15 protein-coding genes are annotated in these 21881 nt (G+C 51.3%); all 15 read right to left on the bottom strand.

The annotated features are described in order from the left end of the window. Window positions 1–38: 38 nt before the first annotated feature. The 15 genes from DEV76_RS00425 to kduI all read right to left on the bottom strand — a co-directional run bounded on the left by DEV76_RS00425 (window position 39) and on the right by kduI (window position 21775). Entirely contained in the window at window positions 39–2330 is a 2292-nt protein-coding gene (locus DEV76_RS00425) for a GH92 family glycosyl hydrolase (RefSeq protein WP_109694001.1), read from the bottom strand. Between the two features lie 104 nt (window positions 2331–2434). Then, the gene (locus tag DEV76_RS00430; protein WP_109694003.1) at window positions 2435–4069 is read right to left on the bottom strand and encodes a RagB/SusD family nutrient uptake outer membrane protein; all 1635 of its coding nucleotides are present in this window, start codon (window positions 4067–4069) and stop codon (window positions 2435–2437) included. A 25-nt stretch (window positions 4070–4094) separates the two neighbouring features. After that, complete coding sequence (locus DEV76_RS00435; RefSeq protein WP_232826831.1) at window positions 4095–7040, bottom strand: SusC/RagA family TonB-linked outer membrane protein; 2946 nt, start codon at window positions 7038–7040, stop codon at window positions 4095–4097. 728 nt (window positions 7041–7768) lie between these two features. Then, window positions 7769–8809: a LacI family DNA-binding transcriptional regulator gene (locus DEV76_RS00440; RefSeq protein WP_232826832.1), complete on the bottom strand. Its 1041-nt coding sequence runs from the start codon at window positions 8807–8809 to the stop codon at window positions 7769–7771. Window positions 8810–8962: 153 nt separating this feature from the next. Continuing rightward, entirely contained in the window at window positions 8963–9208 is a 246-nt protein-coding gene (locus DEV76_RS00445) for a hypothetical protein (RefSeq protein WP_142679033.1), read from the bottom strand. A 174-nt stretch (window positions 9209–9382) separates the two neighbouring features. Beyond that, on the bottom strand, window positions 9383–9868 hold the full coding sequence (locus tag DEV76_RS00450; protein WP_157962638.1) for a hypothetical protein: 486 nt from the start codon (window positions 9866–9868) through the stop codon (window positions 9383–9385). Between the two features lie 11 nt (window positions 9869–9879). Continuing rightward, window positions 9880–10374, bottom strand: coding sequence for a hypothetical protein (locus DEV76_RS00455; RefSeq protein ID WP_109694009.1), 495 nt, complete (start codon window positions 10372–10374; stop codon window positions 9880–9882). Between the two features lie 417 nt (window positions 10375–10791). Beyond that, window positions 10792–11001 carry a heavy-metal-associated domain-containing protein gene (locus DEV76_RS00460; RefSeq protein ID WP_109694011.1) on the bottom strand — a complete coding sequence of 70 codons (210 nt, stop codon included), beginning with the start codon at window positions 10999–11001 and terminating at the stop codon, window positions 10792–10794. Window positions 11002–11033: 32 nt separating this feature from the next. Then, on the bottom strand, window positions 11034–13241 hold the full coding sequence (locus tag DEV76_RS00465; protein WP_232826833.1) for a heavy metal translocating P-type ATPase: 2208 nt from the start codon (window positions 13239–13241) through the stop codon (window positions 11034–11036). A gap of 82 nt (window positions 13242–13323) precedes the next feature. Beyond that, entirely contained in the window at window positions 13324–15561 is a 2238-nt protein-coding gene (locus DEV76_RS00470) for a cation:proton antiporter (protein WP_109694015.1), read from the bottom strand. A 148-nt stretch (window positions 15562–15709) separates the two neighbouring features. Continuing rightward, window positions 15710–16897, bottom strand: coding sequence for a glycoside hydrolase family 88 protein (locus DEV76_RS00475; RefSeq protein ID WP_109694017.1), 1188 nt, complete (start codon window positions 16895–16897; stop codon window positions 15710–15712). A 7-nt stretch (window positions 16898–16904) separates the two neighbouring features. Further along, window positions 16905–17948, bottom strand: coding sequence for a LacI family DNA-binding transcriptional regulator (locus tag DEV76_RS00480; protein ID WP_109694019.1), 1044 nt, complete (start codon window positions 17946–17948; stop codon window positions 16905–16907). 15 nt (window positions 17949–17963) lie between these two features. Further along, window positions 17964–18728, bottom strand: a complete 765-nt coding sequence (locus DEV76_RS00485; protein ID WP_198651929.1) for an SDR family oxidoreductase — start codon at window positions 18726–18728, stop codon at window positions 17964–17966. Window positions 18729–18752: 24 nt separating this feature from the next. Beyond that, window positions 18753–20930 carry a glycoside hydrolase family 88 protein gene (locus tag DEV76_RS00490; RefSeq protein WP_109694023.1) on the bottom strand — a complete coding sequence of 726 codons (2178 nt, stop codon included), beginning with the start codon at window positions 20928–20930 and terminating at the stop codon, window positions 18753–18755. Between the two features lie 2 nt (window positions 20931–20932). Continuing rightward, window positions 20933–21775, bottom strand: coding sequence for a 5-dehydro-4-deoxy-D-glucuronate isomerase (gene kduI, locus DEV76_RS00495; RefSeq protein ID WP_109694024.1), 843 nt, complete (start codon window positions 21773–21775; stop codon window positions 20933–20935). Window positions 21776–21881 lie beyond the last annotated feature (106 nt).

The raw sequence follows: 21881 nt of genomic DNA on the forward strand, positions 1-21881 counted from the left end.
AAATAGCATTGAGTGCTACTATTCCAGGATCTTTATAGTTATTTTCCAGAAGTAGTGAACGAATAAGGATAAGCAGACTCGTTTGTACCCCTTTGTTTATTAGGTTCTTTCCCCATCACCACTTTCATGATTCCACCCTGCTGGATAGCCGAATGGCTGATCCAGTTTGCATTGAGCGGCTTCCCGTTCAGGGAGATGCTTTGGGTATATACATTGGATTTACTGTTGCCAGGCGCTTCAATCACCAGCTTTTTACCGTTTTCCATCGTTACCGTCATTTTCGGGAAGAGGGGCGCGCCCAGTACATACTGGTCGGTACCGGGGCATACCGGGTAAAAGCCCATAGCTGAGAACACGTACCACGCGGAGGTTTGACCATTATCTTCATCCCCGCAATACCCGTCCGGGCCGGCATGATAAAGGCGGTCCATTACCTGGCGTACCCAATACTGGGATTTCCAGGGCTGGCCTGCGTAGTTATAGAGGTAAATCATGTGCTGGATGGGCTGGTTGCCATGCGCATACTGCCCCATATTAGCGATCTGCATCTCACGGATCTCGTGAATCACGGAGCCATAATAGCTTTCGTCATATACAGGAGCCATTACGAATACGGAGTCGAGCATTTCGGAAAACTGTTTCCGTCCGCCCATGAGGCGTGCCAGGCCTTCCACGTCGTGGAATACAGACCAGGTGTAGTGCCAGCTGTTTCCTTCGGTGAAAGCATCTCCCCACTTGAAGGGATTGAAAGGCGCCATGAACTTGCCGTCTTTATTCTTACCGCGCATCAGCTTCGTTTCCGGATCAAAGATGTTACGGAAGTGCTGGCTGCGTTTTTTGAAGCGTTCTATTTCTTCCTGAGGGCGCTTCAGGGCTACTGCCAGTTTATAAATGGTAAAGTCGTCGTATGCATATTCCAGCGTACGGGCAGCGTTTTCATTGACGTCTACATCGTAAGGCACATAGCCGAGTTCGTTATAATACTTCACGCCTTTGCGGCCAACGGAAGTCAGCGGGCCTTCGTTCTCTGAGTTCTTCAGCAGTGCCTGGTACAGCGTTTCAATATCGTACCCGCGGATACCTTTCAGGTAGCTGTCGGCAATGAGGGAAGCGGAGTTGGAGCCTATCATACAGTCGCGGTGCCCGGGGCTTGCCCATTCAGGGAGCCAGCCACTTTCCTTGTAAGTATTGGCAAGACCTTCCATGATCTGGCCGTTCAGCTCGGGGTACATGAGGGTATAGAAGGGGAATACGGCGCGGAAGGTGTCCCAGAAGCCGTTGTCGGTAAACATATAACCGGGGAGTACCTGTCCGTTGTAAGGACTGTAATGCACGATTTTATTCTGTGCGTCGTATTCGAAGAATTTGCGGGGGAAAAGCAGGGTGCGGTAGAGGCAGGAGTAGAAGGTACGCACCTGGTCGGAGGTTCCTCCTTCCACGGTAATGCGGCCAAGTTCTTTATTCCAGGCCTGTTTTGCTTTCTGTTTGGTGGTCTCGAAATTATCGGCTCCTACTTCGCGGCGGAGGTTGAGAGCAGCCTGTTCGTGACTGATGAAGGAAGAAGCGGCTTTTACATGCACGATCTCCCCTTTGGAAGTAGCGAAGCCAATGATGGCTCCGGCATGACCGGCTTTGAGCTCGAGAGTGTCTTTAGCCAGGCGGTTGCCATCCCAGGTATGGGCGAGGGCAAAGGGCTTATCGAACTGCAGGACGAAGTAATTTTTAAAGTTCTCGGGAACACCACCACTGTTGCGGGTGGAGTAGCCGATGATCTTTCTTTCGGCGGGGATGATTTTTATATAGCTGCCACGGTCGAAAGCGTCGATAACCACGAAGGCGCTATCGGTTTTAGGGAAAGTGAACCGGAACTGGGCGGCTCTTTCCGTGGGAGCTATTTCTGTGGTTACGTCGGCATCGGCGAGGTAAACACTATAATAGTAAGGTTTGGCGGTTTCTGCTTTGTGGGAGAACCAGCTGGCTCGGTCGTCCTGCGTAAACTTCATGCGGCCTGTAACGGGCATGAGGGAGAATTGGCCATAGTCATTGATCCAGGGGGAAGGCTGGTGGGTTTGTTTAAAACCGCGGATCTTATCGGCACTGTACTGATAAGCCCAACCGTTGCCATTCTGGTTGGTTTGCGGCATCCAGAAATTCATGCCCCATGGGGTGGCGATGGCGGGATAGGTGTTACCGTTAGATAAACTGCCTTTTGAATCTGTACCCATGAGAGGGTTTACCCATTCTACCGGATCTGAGATCTTCTGAACTGTCTGAGCGTTTGCGTGAAAGCCTGCACATAATGCGACAAGGCACCAGCGGAATTTATTCATGTTGCAAAATCGATTTTGTAAAGAAAGGGGGCCGGCCCAGGAATGGGCCAGCCGTTAGATGCTACTCTTTATTGTTTGTATGATAAGCACAAATTAATGTACGCCTAATTATAGCCTTCGTTCTGTTTCAGATTCTGGTTTAGCCTGATCTGGCGGGCCGGTATCGGAAACAATTCAGCTTTGGCGCTTGACGCAGCATGGTCCCACCATGTTGCGGACGTAAATTTACCAAACCTAATCAAATCTTGGCGTCTTTTCCCTTCAAAAATAAATTCCCTTCCTCTTTCCGCCAAAAGTTCGTCCAAAGTTAAAGTTGCGGTTGTATAAGCGGCTGACGTCCAATCAGTTGGCAAAAAGGCCCTTTGACGGACAGAATTGACCAGCGTTACGGCTTCTCCATTGGCAACCCCTCCGTTCTTCCGCATGATGGCTTCCGCCTTGTACAAAATGATCTCCGCAAGGCGGTACAGCACGAAGTCATTATTCCAGAATTCAGCATCATCTTTCGTGCCAGGCAGGTACTTGGCAAAGCGTGCACCGCTGTTTTCCTCCCCTCTCGTCATACCTCCCGCACCGGTTTCCCCTTCGGAATTACGGCGGATCTCTTTCACAAATACGAGCGGTTTGCCTTTATACTCTTCCGTAGCCATTACCACGGAATCTGCTTCGTTTGCCCGTACCGTAGGGTGCTTCTTAAGGGTATCAATCAGCATCCAGGTTTTCTTACGCAGGTCATTATCAGCGAAAGCGTCGTAGGCGCTGGGCACCACCACAATACCGTTGTTACCGCGGTCTACCGCATTATACGCCTGCCATTGCACGTAATGCCACATATCTCCATGGAACCCGAAGCGGAATTTACCTTTTGTCTGGTTATAGGCAATCTGGAACAGGTTTTCGGGTGATGTGTGATTCACATTTGTGAAAGGTTTAACAATATCCGTCTCCAGTGCAGGAGCCGCACCTTTCAGGCTACCCGCTTCCCCGTTGATAATCTTGTTGCAGACAGCCACACATTCATCCCACTTCACCACGCCGGTCCATTTCTGGGAATTGATATACAATTCAGCCAGCATCGCGTACCCTGCGGCCTTGCTTACACGGCCTACCATGGATGGCCCCAGCGGCTGAAGCTTCTCCACGTTCTCCCGCAATTCCTTTTCAATAAACTCCCATACTTCTTTCCGGGAAGCTGTATGCGGCTTGGCTGGTTCACCCACCTGTGTAACAATGGGGATAATACCGTAAAGGTCCAGCAGGCGCAGGTAGTGCCAGGCACGGAGTGCCTTCGTTTCTGCGATAATAGATGCTTTATCGGCATCCGTCATCCCTATTTTATTGAAGTCAAGCTTCTCCAGGTCGGAGATGGTGTTGTTACAAAATCCGATGCCCCAAAATATGAGCCGCCAGGGGTTCCAGACGATATCATCTTCCACGGTCCAGGTATGATAATGCAGCCTGATCCATTGCCCGCCGTCGAACCCGTGGATACCTTTCTGCGGCCAGGCAAGCTGGTCACCCGAAAGCTCGCTTACACGCCAGTAACCCACCTGTCCTGTAGGAGCAGCCCAGGCATTGGCATGGGTAAACGGGCGCAGTACTGCCGTCATTACCTCTGTACGGTTGTTATAATAAGAATCCGCCACCAGTTCGGAATACACTTTCTCATCAAGGTTTGTGCAGGAAACGCTTCCGCATAACATTGCGGCGAGCCCCAGCACCATATGTTTCTTTTGCATAAAATTTTTCAGTTAGCGGTTAAAATTAGAAGCCCATGGTAATCCCTACCGTAAAGGAACGTGTGCGGGGGTAAAACCCTCTGTTATCTATACCGGTGGTCAAACCGTTATCCTGCAGTTCGGGATCCATGCCGGAGTATTTTGTGATGGTAGCCAGGTTCCTGCCGGTTACATATGCCCGGAGGTTACGGATATACTCCGATTTAATGGGGAAGCGGTAAGCAAGCGTTACGTTATCCAGCTTCACGAAGCCGCCCGGCTCCAGGTAATAATCCGAATACTGCGGGGCAGCATTGAGCTTGCCGTGTTTGGTGAGCGCCACCATCAGCAGGTTATTGGGCAGCCATTTACGGTTACCGAAATACATATCCTGCAGGTTCAGCAGATCCACACCGAGCTTACCTCTCCAGAATACCGACAGGTCCCAGTTTTTGTAACGCACGTTGTTATTCCAGGAGAACATCATCTTGGGAACACCGTTGCCTATGATGGCCAGGTCTTCTTCCTTGATATCACCGGCCACTGCCTTGCTGCCGTCTTTCTTGTAAAAGAGGAAATCACCGTTATCGGTAAACCCTGCGAAGCGCTTGCCATAGAAGTTACCAAGCGCACCGCCTTCCACCACACGGATGGCAGGACCGAGCGCTCCGGGAGATGGCAGATCACCGAAGGTGAGCCTTTCCAACCTGTACTGGTTCCCTTTCAGGTTACCGGAAATACGGGTCATTTCATTCTGCTGGCGGTTGAAGGTAATGTCTGTACTATAGGTAAAATTCTTCTTATCTACCGGCACTGCGCTCAGTACTATCTCGAAACCTTTGTTGTTGATCGTACCGATGTTGAGCATGGTTTGACTGGTTACGTTGGAAGGCAGCGATACATCGTAGTTGGTAGCGAGGGAAGATGTGGTACGGTTATACACATCGAACGAACCGCTCAGCCTGCCTTTCACCAGCGAGAAGTCGAGCCCTACGTTCAGCTCCTTCTTCTTTTCCCATTGCAGATCGGGGTTGGGGTTGCGGGAAGGACCAACGGTTTCAGGATACTGCCCGTCGAGCGGATATGCGCCACCCGTGCTGAGGAGAATGAGGGAGTTGTAGGATGAGAATCCGGAGTTGCCCGTTTCACCATATCCTACACGCAGTTTCAGCTGATCGATCCAGCTTACATTTTTCACGAAGCTTTCTTCATGGAGGTTCCAGCCTGCGGAGAAGGCAGGGAATGGTGCCCATTTATTATTCACCCCAAACTTAGTGGAACCCTCGTACCGGAAGATGCCCTGAGCAAAGAAACGGTCGTTGAAGGAATAGTTTACCCGGCCGAAGAATGCAATCAGTGCGTATTCACTCTTGTAGCTGCCCATACCGGCCTTTCCTTCGCGAAGGAACAAACCATTGCCCATGTTCCAGTCCTGGAAACCATCGGTCAGGAATCCGGAGTTGTTCATGTTATAGGTTTCGGTGGTGCTGAAGAAGTAGCTGTAACCACCCACTGCGGTAATGCGGTGTTTGTCGTTGATGGTTTTTACGTAATCGAGCGTGAGGTCAAGCGTTTTCTCCAGCATCATAAAGTTGCCTTTGTACGCATATCCCCTGCCTTCGTACGAATCCTGTGACGATTTCGAATCTTTGGTGCGGAACTGACGATCGTTGTAAGTATTACGGGAAATACCGCCAAACACGGAAGCACGGAGGTCTTTCACCAGTTCGAGGCTCACTTTCGCGTCGCCCTGAAGGGTTTGCTGGTCGCGGAAAGACAGCTCCTGCTCCAGCCGGCCGATGGGATTGTAGACGTTGTAACCATTCGGGTTTACGTACTTACCATCTTTCATGAGCGGCGAAGTGGGATTGCGCTGTACCGCCTGTTCAAAGTCGCCGTTATTACCACCGAGCAGGTCGGCTTTGTTGAAATTGATGGCGAGATTAGACTGGAGGGTGAGCCTGCCTTTGAGGCCTGTGGAATTAATGTTCAACCGGCCGCCGTATTGATCACGCGAGTTGCGTTTGGCGATGCCCTCTCCCTTGTTGTAATACACTGCTGCGCGGTAATTTCCTTTATCAGTACCGCCGCTTGCGCTGAGCGTGTAGTATTGGGAAAGATTGCCCTTGTTGATCAGCATATCGTATACATCGGTGTTGCTGCCTTCGTCGTAGTTGGGTGCCAGTTTCCTGAATTCGTCTGCCGTGAGGTAACGCGGCTTTTTAGCTACATAGTCGCGCTGTACGGCGGTGGATAAATTAAACTGAGGTTCACCTGTGCGGCCTCTTTTGGTGGTGATGAGAATAACACCACCGTTACCACGGGTACCGTAGATAGCAGCGGCTGAGCCGTCTCGGAGTACGTCGATAGATGCGATATCGTCCTGCATGAGGAGGTCAAGGTTACCGCCGGGTACACCGTCGATTACAATGAGCGGATCCCTGGAGCCGCTGAGGGAAGTGATGCCACGCATCTGGAAAGTGGCGCCGCTGTTGGGGTTATTACCGTTAGCGCGGGTGATGCTGAGACCGGGCACTTTACCCTGGATGAGGTCCATGGGAGAGCGGGCTACGCCGGCGTTAAAATTTTCAGGTCTGAGGGATGTTACGGCATTGGTAATTTCTTTTTTCTTCAGCGTGCCATACCCTACCACAACCACATCTTCCAGGTTTTTGGAAGAAAGGGGAAGGGAGATGTTGAGTGTGCCATCGGAGCCGGCGGGCACTGTCAGCGTTTCGTAGCCGATGAAGCTGAACTCCAGTTGCGTGTTGCCGGCAGGTACGGAGATGGAGTAAGTACCGTCTGTACCGGTAACTGTACCGGCAGCAGTTTTTACGATTTTCACGGTTACGCCGGGAAGTGGCGTGTTGTCGCGGGCATCCGTTACTTTCCCCCTGATGGTTCTGGATTGGGAGAATGCCACGGAGCAGAAGAGCGTAAGTAAAACGCTCATCCAACCTACACGCCTGGAAAACGTGGATGCGGTGTTCATTGCAATGTATTGATTTGGTTAAGAAAATGCGGGCAATAAGCTGCCAGGCCCCGTTTGCGGGACGTTTTTTTTATGGGCAATAGATTGCCGTGCTCCTTATGCAGGGGCAGTTTTCATGGGCAACAGTATCCCGTGCCCCTTATGCAGGAGCATTATTCACAGGCAATACGTTGCCATATCCCTTTAGGAGGGATAATTTTCATGGGCAATAAACCGGCTTACACAGCCAGCTAAAGGCTGCGATAAATCGATTTAGCTAAAGGTCAGAAGGGCGATGTTTTCTAGGGGATGGCATCCTGGGTATGCCATTTGGCTAATTCGTCATCGATTTGTGAAATTGAGTTTTACAATTGGAGATTGCCGAAGTGGTAAAGTTAGCCAGCAATTCTTCCTGTGTGTTACCAATGATTGTGTCGTTCGTAATAAGATAAAAATTCGTTCACCTAAATAGTCCGTGGATAGTGTGTCCATCCTTCTTCGTATACGATCGTAGAATTTTGGTTCTGGCATCAGGCTGCGGTTGCCCGCAAACTTCTGCTGTTACATTCATTGTCAGGTTCTGCCCCGCTTCGGGCCTGTTCTTTAAAATGTCCAATGCTAAACAGCAAAATCGATTTAGCAAAGGGTTTTAAAAAAAGGCCTTATTACGAGGCACGCCGTAAATGTAGAATATATTATTTGGAAACAAAAATTTTTTGAAGGAATTCTCATACTGAGAAATGGCTGCATCAGGAAGAACCTCTTTTGATGAATTTACCCGGCAGTTCGAGTTTCGTTTTGCGCAATGCACGCTGACTTTTATCCAATTGATTCATCAGAAGTTGCATCGCAGTTTTTGCGATATCGTCAATAGGTTGCTGCACCACGGTAATGCCGGGAGGGTACAAACGGAATATATCATGATCATCAAAACAAACCATGGCTAAATCATCCGGAATTTTCAGACCTAGCCCTGCGATACATTCCAATCCAAGTATCCCCAGGTAGTTGGTCGCGAAAAACAATGCATCCAGCCCTTTATTGGTTTGTATGAACTGACGGATCTTACGTACCGATGCTTCCTTGTCGCCATCGTATGGCAGTTCCAGTATCAGCTTGTTCTTTACGGGTATATTGTGGCTCCGCAGGGTTTCTTTATAACCTTTCATCCGCTCCTGCATCTGCACCAGGTTCATATCAACCGTCACAAATCCGATCTGTTTCGAACCCCGGTCTATAAGATGCTCCATCCCCTGCTTCACTCCGCCGAAGTTATCGATCAGCACATGTGGGGCAGCTACATCGGGGAAGTAACTATCCATCAGTACCAGCGGACGTTTGTGCGCTATCAGCTGCTGAATATCTTTCTCCATTCCGGCCGCCGGTGTAATCAGGTAACCGTCTACCTGCTGGCGGCTGAGCATTTTGATAAGCTCACCACCTTTAGTTGCGTTATTTTCAGTACTGCAATAAACGATATGATATCCGTAGCGGTCTGCTTCCGATTCTATTACCCTTGCCAGTGCTGCGAAGAAGCTGCCGGAGATGCTTTCCACCATTAAACCGAGGGTTTTGGACTGCCCGGTACGGAGGTTAACTGCTACAGAATGAGGCTGATAGCCGGTCTTTTTCACCACGGCCATCACTTTCTCAGCCAGTTCTTCGCTGATACGCATCTGCCGCGCTTTACCGTTGAGGACAAACGACACTGTAGATGGAGCAACACCCGCCATGCGAGCCACATCTTTCAGGGATAACCGTTTCATTTCCTGGCCTTTCTGTTCTTTCATCTTATACAGGTCGCTTATGCCGGTGTTGTATCCGGCGGGAGGTTGACAAAATAGCTTACAGGCGGGAAATTAAGGTAAAAAGGGGAATTCTTATGCCACATTCATGACAATTCCGTGCCAGGCCAGCCGGCGGTACCTGGAAAAGCAGGGCGTTCACATGCCCAGGGAGTTATCTACTTTACGGTAATTCATCCGCCACAGGATGTTGGCGAGCCTGCGTGCGGTGTTGGTAATTACGGTTTCGCTTTTTTCGGGAAAATATACGTGTAATGATTCGTGGAGGGCCACTTCGAGGTGTTTGCGGCCCTGCAGCCTGCTGTCTATCACAATCGTATTGGAGCCGTAGTCCGAAAGCCCGAAGGCTTTTTCCCGCCCCAGTTTCTTATAAATGACTTTCATACGCCTGTATTTATGTTTTAAAGGTACGAAGATGCCGGATGCCCCTCTCCCGCTGCGTGTACCCGTTGACCGCAGGGCCTTCCATTGCTGTATCACCCTAAAAGGAACCACCAGTCCGCATATCCCGCTGCAATTTTTGGAGAATCGCCATGAAGGAGGGATTGAGAAGGACTCCTACGCTTCTCCGTTGATCATCAAATCGTACAACCGCTTATTCTTAACATCCACCCATGCCTGCCAGTAGCAGTTCCCTCCATCGTGTACCAGGTAAAACCCCTTTCCACCCTGCTCCTCCTGCCAGATTGCGTTTATGTATATATGCAGGTTCCCATCTGTATCCCAATACCCTTTATACTGCCGGGTATAACCATGTAATTTCCACCGCACTGGTGACAAAGGATACGTGGTATGTAAATCAAGCAATACCATTTGCGACTGTAATACATGTTCTGCCATGAGAATATCTGTAATCATGAGTTCGGCAATACGTGTCATAGGCGCATATACATACCCGTCTGCCGGAAATACAAATCCCACCATCCCCGGGGCTGCTATCCGCCAAACACCGGGAAGTACTGATTCATCCACAGGTTTAATACTATCGTGATCCTGTTGACAGGCGGATAACAATAAAATAAACATCCAACATTTGCTGCTCATGTTACAGCTTTTTATTCGCACTCCAGATCAAACGCCTTCCCAAACGGAATACTGATCCATACTGTCCAAAATACCGGTACCGGTTTCACCTTCCTCCTCATAGTTTCCCTGACTGCCTGCCCTGCTACCCTCACATGCAGATACCCGCCCCGGTCGAGAAAACCTTTGTAATAACGGCGGTAGTTACTCAAATGAAGATGCGGCAATGAAATATCTCCATATTTTTCCACGATCAGTTCCGGCAACTGCTCCTGCAATAAGCTTTCTACAATCAGTATTTCTTGCAACATGAGCGGAACCGGCCTGTCCATTGCCAGCGGCGTTTCTGCTGCCGGAGGATATACGCTACCTTCTACACCGGGTGCCGTAAAATACCAGATACCCCGTAACTGTTCTGCCTCCGAAAGACGCCTGATCCACGTCGCCTTCTGGCGGCTCAAATTCCATTCACGGATATGATTACATGAACAGAGAAACAGGCACAACAGGATCATCAGTGGCTTCATGAGTTGTATTTACTGTAAATCTACCGGGAACGCGTCACCGGAACAAACGAAAACGCCGTTTTGCCTCATTTAGCCGCATTTACCCTCATTTGGGGTTGCTGAAGTAAACAATATGCAGTTTCCAGATCAGAGTAAACCAGGAAAACGGAGCATTTACGCCATATCTTATGCTACCCTAAAGAAGGGATAAAGAAGGGTTAAAGTATACTTAATGTATATAAAATGGGGTCAAACCCAATACTGTAGCGAAAAAACTGCGTTTTATATACATACTATATACATACAGCATACCCTGATCATACCAGCCTTTACCCTGAAGTAAGCATAATTCATCCCTTCTTTATCCCATAAAAAAACCGGCTACTGCCCGAAAGCAGTAACCGGTTACCTGACCTCACTATTCGCTACCAGTTCCCGTTATATCTTTTCCGCTTTAAATCCTGCTTTCTTCACAGTTTCTTCCACCTCTTCAGGGGTAAGCGTGCTCGTATTAACGGTAAGGATCTTGTCCGGGTTAGCGGTATCCACTTCCCAGTGGGCGATTTCTTTTTCTCCGTTCAATGCCGGACTAACAGATTTCACGCAGCCGCTGCAATTGATATTGGTTTTGAATTGGAGTGTTTTCATGTTTAACTATATATTGGGTGATTGAATGATGTTTATATTTTGGACAACTTCAGGCGTAGACTGTTACTCACTACCGATACAGAACTCATGGCCATGGCCGCACCTGCCAGCATGGGATCGAGAGAGAAGCCGGTGATGGGAATCAATACACCTGCTGCCACCGGGATGCCTATGATGTTGTAAATAAAGGCCCAGAAAAGGTTCTGGCGGATGGTGCGCACTGTTTTCCGGGAGAGGCTGATCGCTTTGGGGATCTGCCTGAGGTCGGAAGAAATGAGCGTCATCATGGCTACGTCCATCGCAATATCCGTTCCTTTACCCATGGCGATGCTCACATCTGCCTGTGCAAGCGCGTGACTGTCGTTGATACCATCGCCAACCATGGCTACCACTTTACCTTGCTGCTGCAGCGTTTTCACAAAGTCGGCCTTATCGCTGGGCATAAGCCCTGCTTTCACGTGCTTAATCCCGGTTTCCGCGGCTACTGCGGCGGCGGTGCGGGAATTGTCGCCCGTGAGCATCCATACTTCGATACCCATGTCCTGCAGGCGTTTAATGGCTTCGGCAGAACCCGCTTTGATCTTATCAGCGATGGCTACTACGGCGAGTGCTTTTTGTTCGTCGGAAAACCAGATTACGGTATAAGCTGCATTCAGCCATGTTTCCGCGGTTTTCTTCAGTGAATCCGCAATGCGGACGCCATTTTCTTCCAGTAGCTGCTGGTTACCGGCATAAAATCCTTTCCCCAGTGCTTTCCCTTTCACACCTCGGCCGGTCACGCTTTCGAAATGTTGCAGCTTTTCGGGTGTAATGCCCTGCAGCTGTTTCACTACGGCCTCTGCCAGCGGATGTTCTGATTCACGTTCCAATGCCAGCAGGGTACCGGAATACATGAGCCTGTCTTCTTCAGAAAGCCATTCCTGGCCGGTTACGGCGGGCTTACCTTCTGTGATGGTGCCGGTTTTATCGAGGATCAATGCCTGAATGCGATATGCTTTTTCGAGGCTTTCCGCGTCTTTAATAAGTATCCCGTTTTCCGCTCCTTTACCCATGCCTACCATAATGGCGGTTGGCGTGGCAAGGCCCAGCGCACAGGGACAAGCAATTACGAGTACGGTTACCAGTGCCAGCAGCCCCTGGGTAAGACCATTCTCGCCACCCCAGATGAGCCATGCGGCAAAGGCCAGCAGTGCGATACCGATTACCACCGGTACAAAGATGCCTGCTACTTTATCGACCAGCTTTTGCACGGGGGCTTTAGAGCCCTGCGCTTCCTGTACCTTGCGGATGATCTGCGCCAGCAGGGTGGTACCGCCCACCTGCGCGGCTTTCAGCCGGAAGCTGCCTTTCTGGTTCAGCGTACCGGCGAATACTTCGGAACCCTGCTCTTTGGATACTGCCACCGGTTCGCCGGTGATCATACTTTCGTCTACGTAAGATTTACCTGCGATCACTTCCCCGTCTACCGGCACCTGTTCTCCGGGCTTTACGAGCAGCACATCGCCAACCTGTACATCGGCGAGGGGTACTACAGTTTCTTCGCCGTTAGCGGCAACACGCACCACGGTATTAGGCTGCAGGCCCATCAGTTTCTTAATGGCGGAGGAAGTGGAGGCTTTTGCTCTTTCTTCCAGCAGTTTGCCGAGGAGGATGAAGGCGATTACCACGGCGGCGGCCTCGAAGTACACATGTGCGTGCAGGCCGCGGCTATGCCAGAAATCAGGGTTGAGGGTGTTAAATACGCTGAATAGGTAAGCGATACCGGTACTGAGGGCTACGAGGGTATCCATATTAGCTTTCCCCATGCGCGCCTGCTTCCAGGCGTTGATGAAGAAGTGCCTTCCCAGCACGAGAACAACCGGTGTGGCGAGTGCCCACATGATCCAGTTGCCGTATGGCATGTCCATGAAGAACATCCCGATCACCACAAGGGGCAATGAAAAGATCACGGCCCAGATGGTGCGTTGTTTGAGGTTTTGGTAATGATGGCGCTGGTGGTCTTCCAGGCCTGATTCCATATTTTCGGTCAGCAGGTCGTATCCTACGGATTGAATTGCTTTCTTCCATGCTGCGGGATCAGCTTCACCGGGTACGTATTCTACCAGCACAGAGCTGCTGGCGAAGTTTACGGCGGCAGATACTACATCCGGCTGGGCCTGGAGCATGCTTTCCACGGAGCCGGCGCAGGCTGCGCAGCTCATGCCGGTTACCGGGAAGCTTGTTTTGACCGTCTGTTCCATTGTTTCCATGTTATGTTTCCTTTAGAGGATACAAAGGTCGGAAGGAACACCCGGCGGGGCATTATAGAATTCAGGGAAAGATTTACATCATTTTCTGCTGGTCGCCTTTTACGCGGAAAAGGGCCGTTGTACGGCGTGGATTACCCACTACCCATACCACATCCCCCGTTTCGAGGCGCATATCGGAAATAGGATTCAGGATACGCTCGTTTCCACGCTCCACACCTACCACCATACTGTGCGCCAGTTCCCGGATACCGGATTCACGGATGGTTTTACCGTTCACGCCAGACCCTTCCAGCACTTCATAACGGCGCAACTGTACTTCTGAACGGGTATACTGTGGATGCGGCTCGTGATGCTCTATAAACTGGCGGAAGGCTTCTATCTGCTGATCGGTTCCGATTACCTGCAGGCGGTCGCCCGGAAAGAGGCGCTCGTTTTTCGGGGGGATGGGAATAAGCCTTTCTCCCCTTTCGATCACGGCGATGTTTACACCGTACTTTTCACGGAAGCCCAGCTGTTCGAGGGTTTTACCTACGCCATTCCAGTCGGCATGCACATTAAAAGAGGCGAGGTGGGCATCCCATGGTGCCAATACCGGCCTGCGTGCTGCTTCTGCAGTTTCGCGGGCATTGAAGTTGGAGAGGAAACGCGCTTCGAGGCGGTCGTAGAAGGTCTGGATCCTGCGGTTCATAATCAGCAGCACCCCTGTAATGAGGGCGGTGGCGGTTAAGGCCACGGTAAAGGAGAAAAAACGGTCCAGCATAAAGCCTACAAGGAATACCGCGAGACCTATACGGACAGTACGGAAAAGCGTAAGCGGGCCTTTATACCGGTTCTGCGACCACAGGTTGGCGAACGCCTTGGGTTGTATCTGCCTTACCGCCAGCGCCCAGAGGAAGGGCAGCATAGCGAGGAAAGTAATAGCTGCGGTCACCATTTTACCCCATCTGTCGCCAATAAAGCCGTTTGCAAAAGGTAGTACGTATATGGACGACAGCAGTCCCAGCGCCAGAATGATCACGGAGAACACCATGGCATTGAGCACATATCCCTTGAAAAGCACCTGCCAGTCAGACGCCTGGGAGATCGTTTGCGCACCGGTACTATACCGGGCGAGGGATGACTTCCATTTTTCAGGAATGTATTTATCGAGCCAGTTGTAGAAAGGATCGGCTACTTTGATCATGTAGGGCGTGGTAAACGTGGTAACTGCAGATACCGCCACGGCAATGGGATACAGGAAATCGCTCGTTACATTAAGGTCGCGGCCCAGGATGGCGATGATGAAGGAAAACTCCCCTATCTGCGCCAGGCTCATACCTGCTTTCACGGAAGTTTTCAGCGGCTGCCCGGATATTACCGCGCCCAGCGTGGTGCTGAAGGTTTTGCCGAACAGTGTTAATAAGGTGATAATAATTACAGGAACAATATAGATCTGCAGCATGCCGGGATCTATCAGCATACCGATGGATACGAAGAAGATGGCGCCAAACAGGTCTTTAACCGATTTGATGAGGTGTTCTATCTTTTCCGCCTGTGTGGTTTCAGCAAGGATGGAGCCCATTATAAAGGCCCCCAGTGCCGGAGAGAATCCCACTTTTACTGCCAGTACCACCATCAGGAGGCACAGCGCAATAGAGGTTACCAGCAGGGTTTCTTCACTCATCAGCTTCTTCGTCTTCTTCAATAATGTAGGGATGAAAAAGATACCGCCGATGAACCACAGCACGAGGAAGAACACGAGTTTCACCACGGCCATGAGCATTTCCGAACCGGCAAACTGCTGACTTACGGCAAGGGTGGAAAGCAATACCAACAATACGATGGCAATAAGATCTTCTACTACGAGGATACCGAAAACCAGTCCTGCGAACTTCTGCCCTTTCACGCCCAGTTCTTCAAATGCCCGGATGATAATGGTGGTGGAAGAAACGGATAATACACCGCCGAGGAAAATGGAATCCATGGTGTTCCAGCCCATGAGCTGCCCGGCTACATAACCGAAGCCCAGCATCACGGCCACTTCCACAAATGCGGTGATCCCCGCACTGCCTCCCACTTTCATCAGCTTCTTGAAACTGAATTCAAGACCCAGACTAAATAACAGGAAGATCACCCCTATTTCTGACCAAACCTTGATATTGCCCTCTTCCTGCACCGTAGGGAACAGGTGGAAGTAAGGCCCTACCAGGATACCTGCAATAAGGTAGCCCAGTACCAGTGGTTGTTTAAGTGCTTTGAATATTAATGTGGTTACAGCCGCTGCGCCCAGGATCAGGGCAAGGTCTACAATCAGGTTCGGAAAATGGCCCATACGCTCGTCTTATGTTAGTTTCTTTTGTTATCTGAGTATGGCTAAAATAGGAAAAAAAGACGGCAGATGGGAGTCTAAACAAAACGGGGAACGCGCCCCTATGGCTACATTCCCCGTCCAGAAAGGCTATTCGCCTATAAATAAAATATTAACGGCCTCCCCACTTCTGATAGCGGAGCAACGCTTCGAGATAGTAATAATCGGCGTAAGAAAGCGGCACTTCCAGTTCGGACTTACCCGGCACCGAACCCGTGCTGTGCATGAGGATGAAGTGATTGTTGGCACCTTCTTTTGCACGGTATGCATCGCTGCTGAGGCTCACCAATGCATCCGCACCGGCATTCCAGTAGCGTTTAGACTCCGCTTTATCCACATACCGGCTCAGTTCCAGCAGTGCGGAACTCATTACTGCGGCGGCGGAAGCATCGCGGATGGCGTTGGGTATCTCCGGTGCGTCGTAGTCGTAATAAGGTACGAGGTCGGCCGGCATGTTGGGATGGTTGAGCATGTAATCCGCGATGTGGCGCGCCTGATCGAGGTAGGTACGGTCTTTCGTTTCGCGGTACATCATGGTATATCCATACAGCCCCCATGCCTGTCCCCGGCTCCAGGCCGAGGCATCGGAGTGGCCCTGGTGCGTCTTCTTCGCAAATACCTGACCGGTGGCGGTGTCGTAATCAATAACGTGGTAGGAGCTGTAATCTTCCCGGAAGTGATTCTTTAATGTGGTATTGGCATGCTCCACGGCAATGCGGGCAAAGTTGGGATCTTTACTTTCGCGGGCGGCCCACATGAGCATTTCGAGGTTCATCATATTGTCGATGATCACAGGGCACTTCCAACCGGCATGGTCCCAACTGCGGATGGCCTGAATGGAAGGCTTATACCGTTTGATGAGCGATGCGGAGCTGGTAAGCAGGATGCTGCGGGCGGCAGTATCCTTCGTAAGCCGCAGGTCGTTACCGAAGCTGCAATACATGAGGAACCCGAGATCGTGGGTATTGGTGCGGTACTGATTGGGCAAAAGATTTTCCTGGCGCTTTTCTGCTTCTGCCCGGAAAGCCGGATCGCCGGTGGCTTCGAAGAGGTACCAGCAGGAGCCTGGGTAGAAGCCGGCCGTCCACCAGTTATACTTCGCAGTCATCATACTGCCGTCTTTGTTAGTGGAACGGGGGAAGAGAGAATCGGGTACTGCCGTCATCATCCCTTTGTATTGCCTTGCGGAAAAATCGAGGCTTTCCTTCACAAGGGCTTTCATCTCTTTTTTGCTCACCTTCGTTTGTGCGAAGGCGGTGGTGGAACTGGTAATGAGTAATGCTAAGACAAGTCGTTTCATAAGTGGATCATTTTTTCTTTTTCGGCGATCCCACACTCGACTCCCGTTTGATCAGCTGAATGGGCACGATCTCCTGGGGATGCCGGTAAGAATTGGGATGCCTGTTTTGTATCAGGTCCATCAGTGCGGCTACCACCCTTTCGCCCATAGTGGCGGAAAACTGGTCTACCGATGTAATGGAAGGGGTCACGATCTCGGTTCGCGGATCATTGGAGTATCCCACAATCTTCACATCTTCCGGAACACGGATACCCTGCTTCCTGCAATATTCCAGGATGGTGATGGCCGTAGTATCGTTGGTAGCGAAAACACCATCGGGGTAAGGCTGCTGTGCGAAGATCTTCTCGGCAGTGGCCAATGCGTTCTCACGCGTTAGTTCGTGGAAGAAAACGCGTGGCTTTTTGTATGGCAGCTTGTGCTTTGAAAGGGCATCTTTATACCCCGCCAGCCTTTCCTTATACAGGTTACAGGTGAGCGGACCGGATATATGCACGATATCGCGGCAGCCCTGTTCGATGAGGTGCTCCGTGGCAGTGTAGCCTCCCAGGAAATCATCTCCCTTGATCACTTTGGCCTGGTAATCTTTCGGCGTGCGGTCAAAGAAAACAACGGGGATATTGTGCTGTTTGAAAATGTCGAAGTGGGAGAAGTCTGTCGTGGAAAGGGTGGCGGAAACCGCCAGTCCGTCGACGCGCGCGGAATACAGGGTGTTCACCAGTTCCTGTTCCTGCTCCAGTGAATCGTTGCTCTGGCAGATGATGAGGTGGTAACCATATTCCTGCAGTTTGTTCTGCACCACGGTGGTGATGGCTGCGGGGAAGAACATGGAGATCCGTGGGATGATGAGCCCGATGGTCTTGCTTTTGTTATTCCGCAAGCCCGCCGCCATGGCATTTGGCCGGTAGCCAAGCTTCCGGGCCATCTTCTTAACTTTTTCCTTTGTTTTGGCGCTGATGTTGGGATGATCATTCAGTGCGCGGGAAACGGTGGATACGGAGAGCCCCAGCTCTTCAGCGATATCAACGATGGTTTTTTCAGAACGTGCGGACATACAATTATATTGATTTTAACGGCCCATCCAGCCCCCGTCTACCGTCATTACCGTACCATGCATATAGGAGGAAGCTTCCGATGCCAGGAATACTACGGGGCCTTTAAAATCTTCCGGCTCTCCCCAGCGCGCGGCCGGTATACGTTCCAGGATACCCTGGCTCCGTTTTTCATCGGCCCGCAGTGCTGCGGTATTGTCGGTGGAGATATACCCCGGCGCAATGGCGTTTACATTAACACCGCGGTGCGCCCATTCATTGGCGAATGCTTTCGTCAGCTGTCCTACCGCGCCCTTACTGGCCGCGTACCCCGGCACATTGATGCCGCCCTGGAATGTGAGGAGCGATGCGGTGAAGATCACTTTCCCGCTGCCTCTTTCCAGCATTTGCTTCCCTATTTCCCGGGTGAGGATGAACTGCGCCGTCTGATTGATGGCGATCACCTCGTCCCAGTATTCGTCCGGATGCTCTGCTGCGGGCTTGCGCATAATGGTGCCTGCATTGTTCACAAGTATGTCGATAACCGGAAAGTCCTGCCGGACTGCCGCAATAAATGTATACAAAGCATCCCGGTTCCCAAAATCGCATTGGTAAGCTTTGAACTTACGGCCGGTAGCCGTTACGGCTTTTTCCACGTCGCTTCCGGTCAGCTCCAGGGAGGCCGATACCCCGATCACGTCTGCTCCGGCTTCCGCCAGTGCTTCGGCCATCGCTTTACCTATTCCCCGCTTACAGCCGGTTACGAGAGCAGTTTTGCCTTTAAGGCTGAACTTGTCAAATATGGACATAATGCCTGTTTTTCAAATTTAATAAATCCGTACCTGAACGGGCTGCTTCAGCCGCTGTGCCTGCTCCCGCAGGTATTGGAACCATTCTCCGGAAGAAGTGATAAGTCCCGCTTTATCCCAGGCGCCGCCTGTGTAATACACTACTTTATTATCTTTCCCGGTTGGCACCATGGAAAGCAGATGCCCTTTTTCCATGGCCATCTCTTTCACCGGTGTTGCCATTACCACACCGATGCCGGTGGTACCGTCTTTCGCAGAGGCAGGTTCCCAGTAGCCCATCACCCCGTCTTTCTCACCGAAATATTCCGTTCCCGGCGCGGATCTTTTTACAATCCCCACAGCTGCCGTAAGCGGTGCGGTATAGGTAACTTCCATACGTGACAGCTGCGCATGTGCGTCAATAGACACTCTTTTTGTAACACTCACCTGCTGCCCGTTCACGTTCCATGGCTCGTATCCCAGCTCGAAGGTGGTGCGGAGCGCGCCGCTGTCGAGCATGCGATGGGAAACGTAGTTGCGGGAATACCAGATGCTGTCTTTCGTATAAGGTGCGATGCCGCCGGCTCCGAGGGTAAAGCCTACGCTGTAACCGTCGAGCCCTTCGCCTTCGTCTTTATGATAATTGGTGCGTTTGTACCAGCTGTTGACGATCATCTTTTCCGTACGTTTATTCCAGAAGTCGACCCCGTAAGCGTTGTGTTTGGGCTGTGCTTCGAGGGCACGGCCGTACATACGGAAGCCTACGCGGTTGTTTTCCCAGGCAAAATCATCGAGGCGTTCTGCAATGAAGCGTCCGTAGGTTTTCGTTTCAACGGGCGCCGGCATGCCTTCCGTGAAAGTAAGTACAGCCTTTGCGCCGGGTGCCAATGGAGCATCCAGCAGGATCTTCACGGGTTGTTTACCGCCTTCGGTGATAAGCTGATAAGCGATTTCTTTACCAGTAACAGCGTTGATGATCCTGAAATGCCCTTTGCGGAGGGGCTTCCACTTTGCAGCAACCGCGGCGTAGTCCAGCTCCACCAGTCCGCCGGAAGCTCCTGCGGGGTTATGCAATTCCACGGTAATGGGGAACTTCTGTTCTGCCAGCGTCATTTTCAGCAATTCGGTACCGGCGAGCAGGAAGGCTCCAACGCCATACACCTCTGTATCGTCGAAAGTAGTTTTACCGGGAGAGTCTGCTATCTTTTGTACAAAACCCAGCTTGCCGTCGGTATGCACGCTGGACTGCAGCGCATTCCATGCTTTTACCATCACGGGGCGGAAGTCTTTCTTCGGGAGCAGTCCGTTGTTTACGCCCCAAGCCATGGCATAGAGGAAAAACCCGGTGCCGGAAGTTTCCTTCGAGGGGTAATTGTCCATATCCAGCAGGGCGGCATGCCAGGTGCCATCTGCATGCTGCAGGGCGGCCAGGCGGGTAGCCATTTCTTTAAACTGCTTTTCGAAAGCAGGCCGCGAGGGATGGTTTGCGGGCATATTACTGAGCATGCGTACGAGGCCGCCCATTACCCAGCCATTGCCACGGCTCCAGAACACGGAGTTACCGTTGCTTTCTTTTTTATCGAAGTAACGCGCGTCGCGGTAGTACAGGCGTTCGTTTTTATTGTACAGGTAGTCTGATGTTTTCCACCAGAGCTTCACGGCAGTTTCGAGGTAAGAAGGGTCGCCGGTGGCGGTGGAAAGGTACGCCAGGGCCGGGGGGCCCATAAAGAGTGCGTCGCACCAGGCCCACTCGCGCATATGGATATGGTTCTTCCATTCGAGGGATTCGTCGTGCGGCAGGCGGCCGATGCTGTCGGCCAGTGAGCGCCAGCGGCGTATCATGGCTTCCTCTCCGTATATGCGGTATAGTTGGGAATAGAGCTGGCCTACGCAATAATCGTCGGCAAACAGCCTGCGCGGACCGGTATTCCAACCGTTATCTTCCGAAATGCGGAGCAGGCGTTCCATATTCACCGGGTCGTTGGCGATTTCTGCAAAGGAGAAGGCGCCTGCATAGAGGGCGCCGTTGGTCCAGTCCCATTTAGACCATGTCCAGCCTTTGCGTTCCAGGTTTTTGAACTGCCAGTCGTTTACCTTTTTCATATACGTGAAAATGGTATCGGGTACCAGCCTTTCCTGTGCGCATACAGGCATGGCTATTCCGGCGCTGATGATGCCGGCGAGGCACCATTTCTTCCAGTTAGTGATCATATCCATGATTATCTTAATTCGGTAATAGCGCAGTGATCCATATCCCCGTAGTCGAGGTTTTCGCCTGCCATGCCCCAGATGAAGGTGTAGTTGCTGGTGCCTGAGCCGGAGTGGATAGACCAGGGAGGGGAAATTACGGCTTCGTTGTTCTGCATCCAGATATGCCGGGTTTCCTGTGGCTGGCCCCAGAAGTGGCAAACCGACTGGCCCTGCGGCACTTCGAAATAGAAATAAACTTCCATACGGCGGTCGTGGGTATGTGCCGGCATGGTATTCCAGGTATTTCCGGGTTTCAGCTCCGTCATACCCATTTGCAGCTGGCAGGTGGGGATTACGGAATTGACGAGTAACTTATTGATTGTGCGGTGATTGGCAGTTTCCTGTGCGCCGAGGGTTACCACTTCTGCCTCTGCTTTCGTAACACGGCGTGTGGGGTAGGTCATATGCGCCGGGGTGGAGTTGAGGTAGAAAAGGGCGGGGGCTGCTGAGCCTGCGCTGGCGAAAATCACTTCTTTCTTTCCTTTTCCGATATAAAGGGCTTCTTTATGGCCCAGTTCAAATGCTTCTCCGTCAACGGTTACGGTGCCTGCGGCGCCTACGTTGATGATACCCAGTTCACGGCGTTCGAGGAAATAGTCTGCTTTCAGTGTATCGGGAGCTTCGAGGCGGAGGGGTGCCCCAGCAGGCATGGCGCCACCGGTGATGAAACGGTCGTAATGACTATATACCAGCTTCACCTGCCCTGCTTCAAACAGGGAGGGTATCAGCAGGGCTTCGCGCGCCTGTGCAGTGTCCCAGGATTTGGCTTCAGCGGGACTGCTGGCGTACCTGGTTTCGATATGCGTGCTCATGAATAATTGATGTTTTTGATAAATGCGTGATCGTAATGAAAATAATAACCGTGGAACGGGACCGGAAGTTATAAAGAATCTTCCGTATCTGCAAACGTTTGCATAA

Source organism: Chitinophaga deserti, assembly GCF_003149455.1.
Lineage (GTDB): Bacteria > Bacteroidota > Bacteroidia > Chitinophagales > Chitinophagaceae > Chitinophaga > Chitinophaga deserti.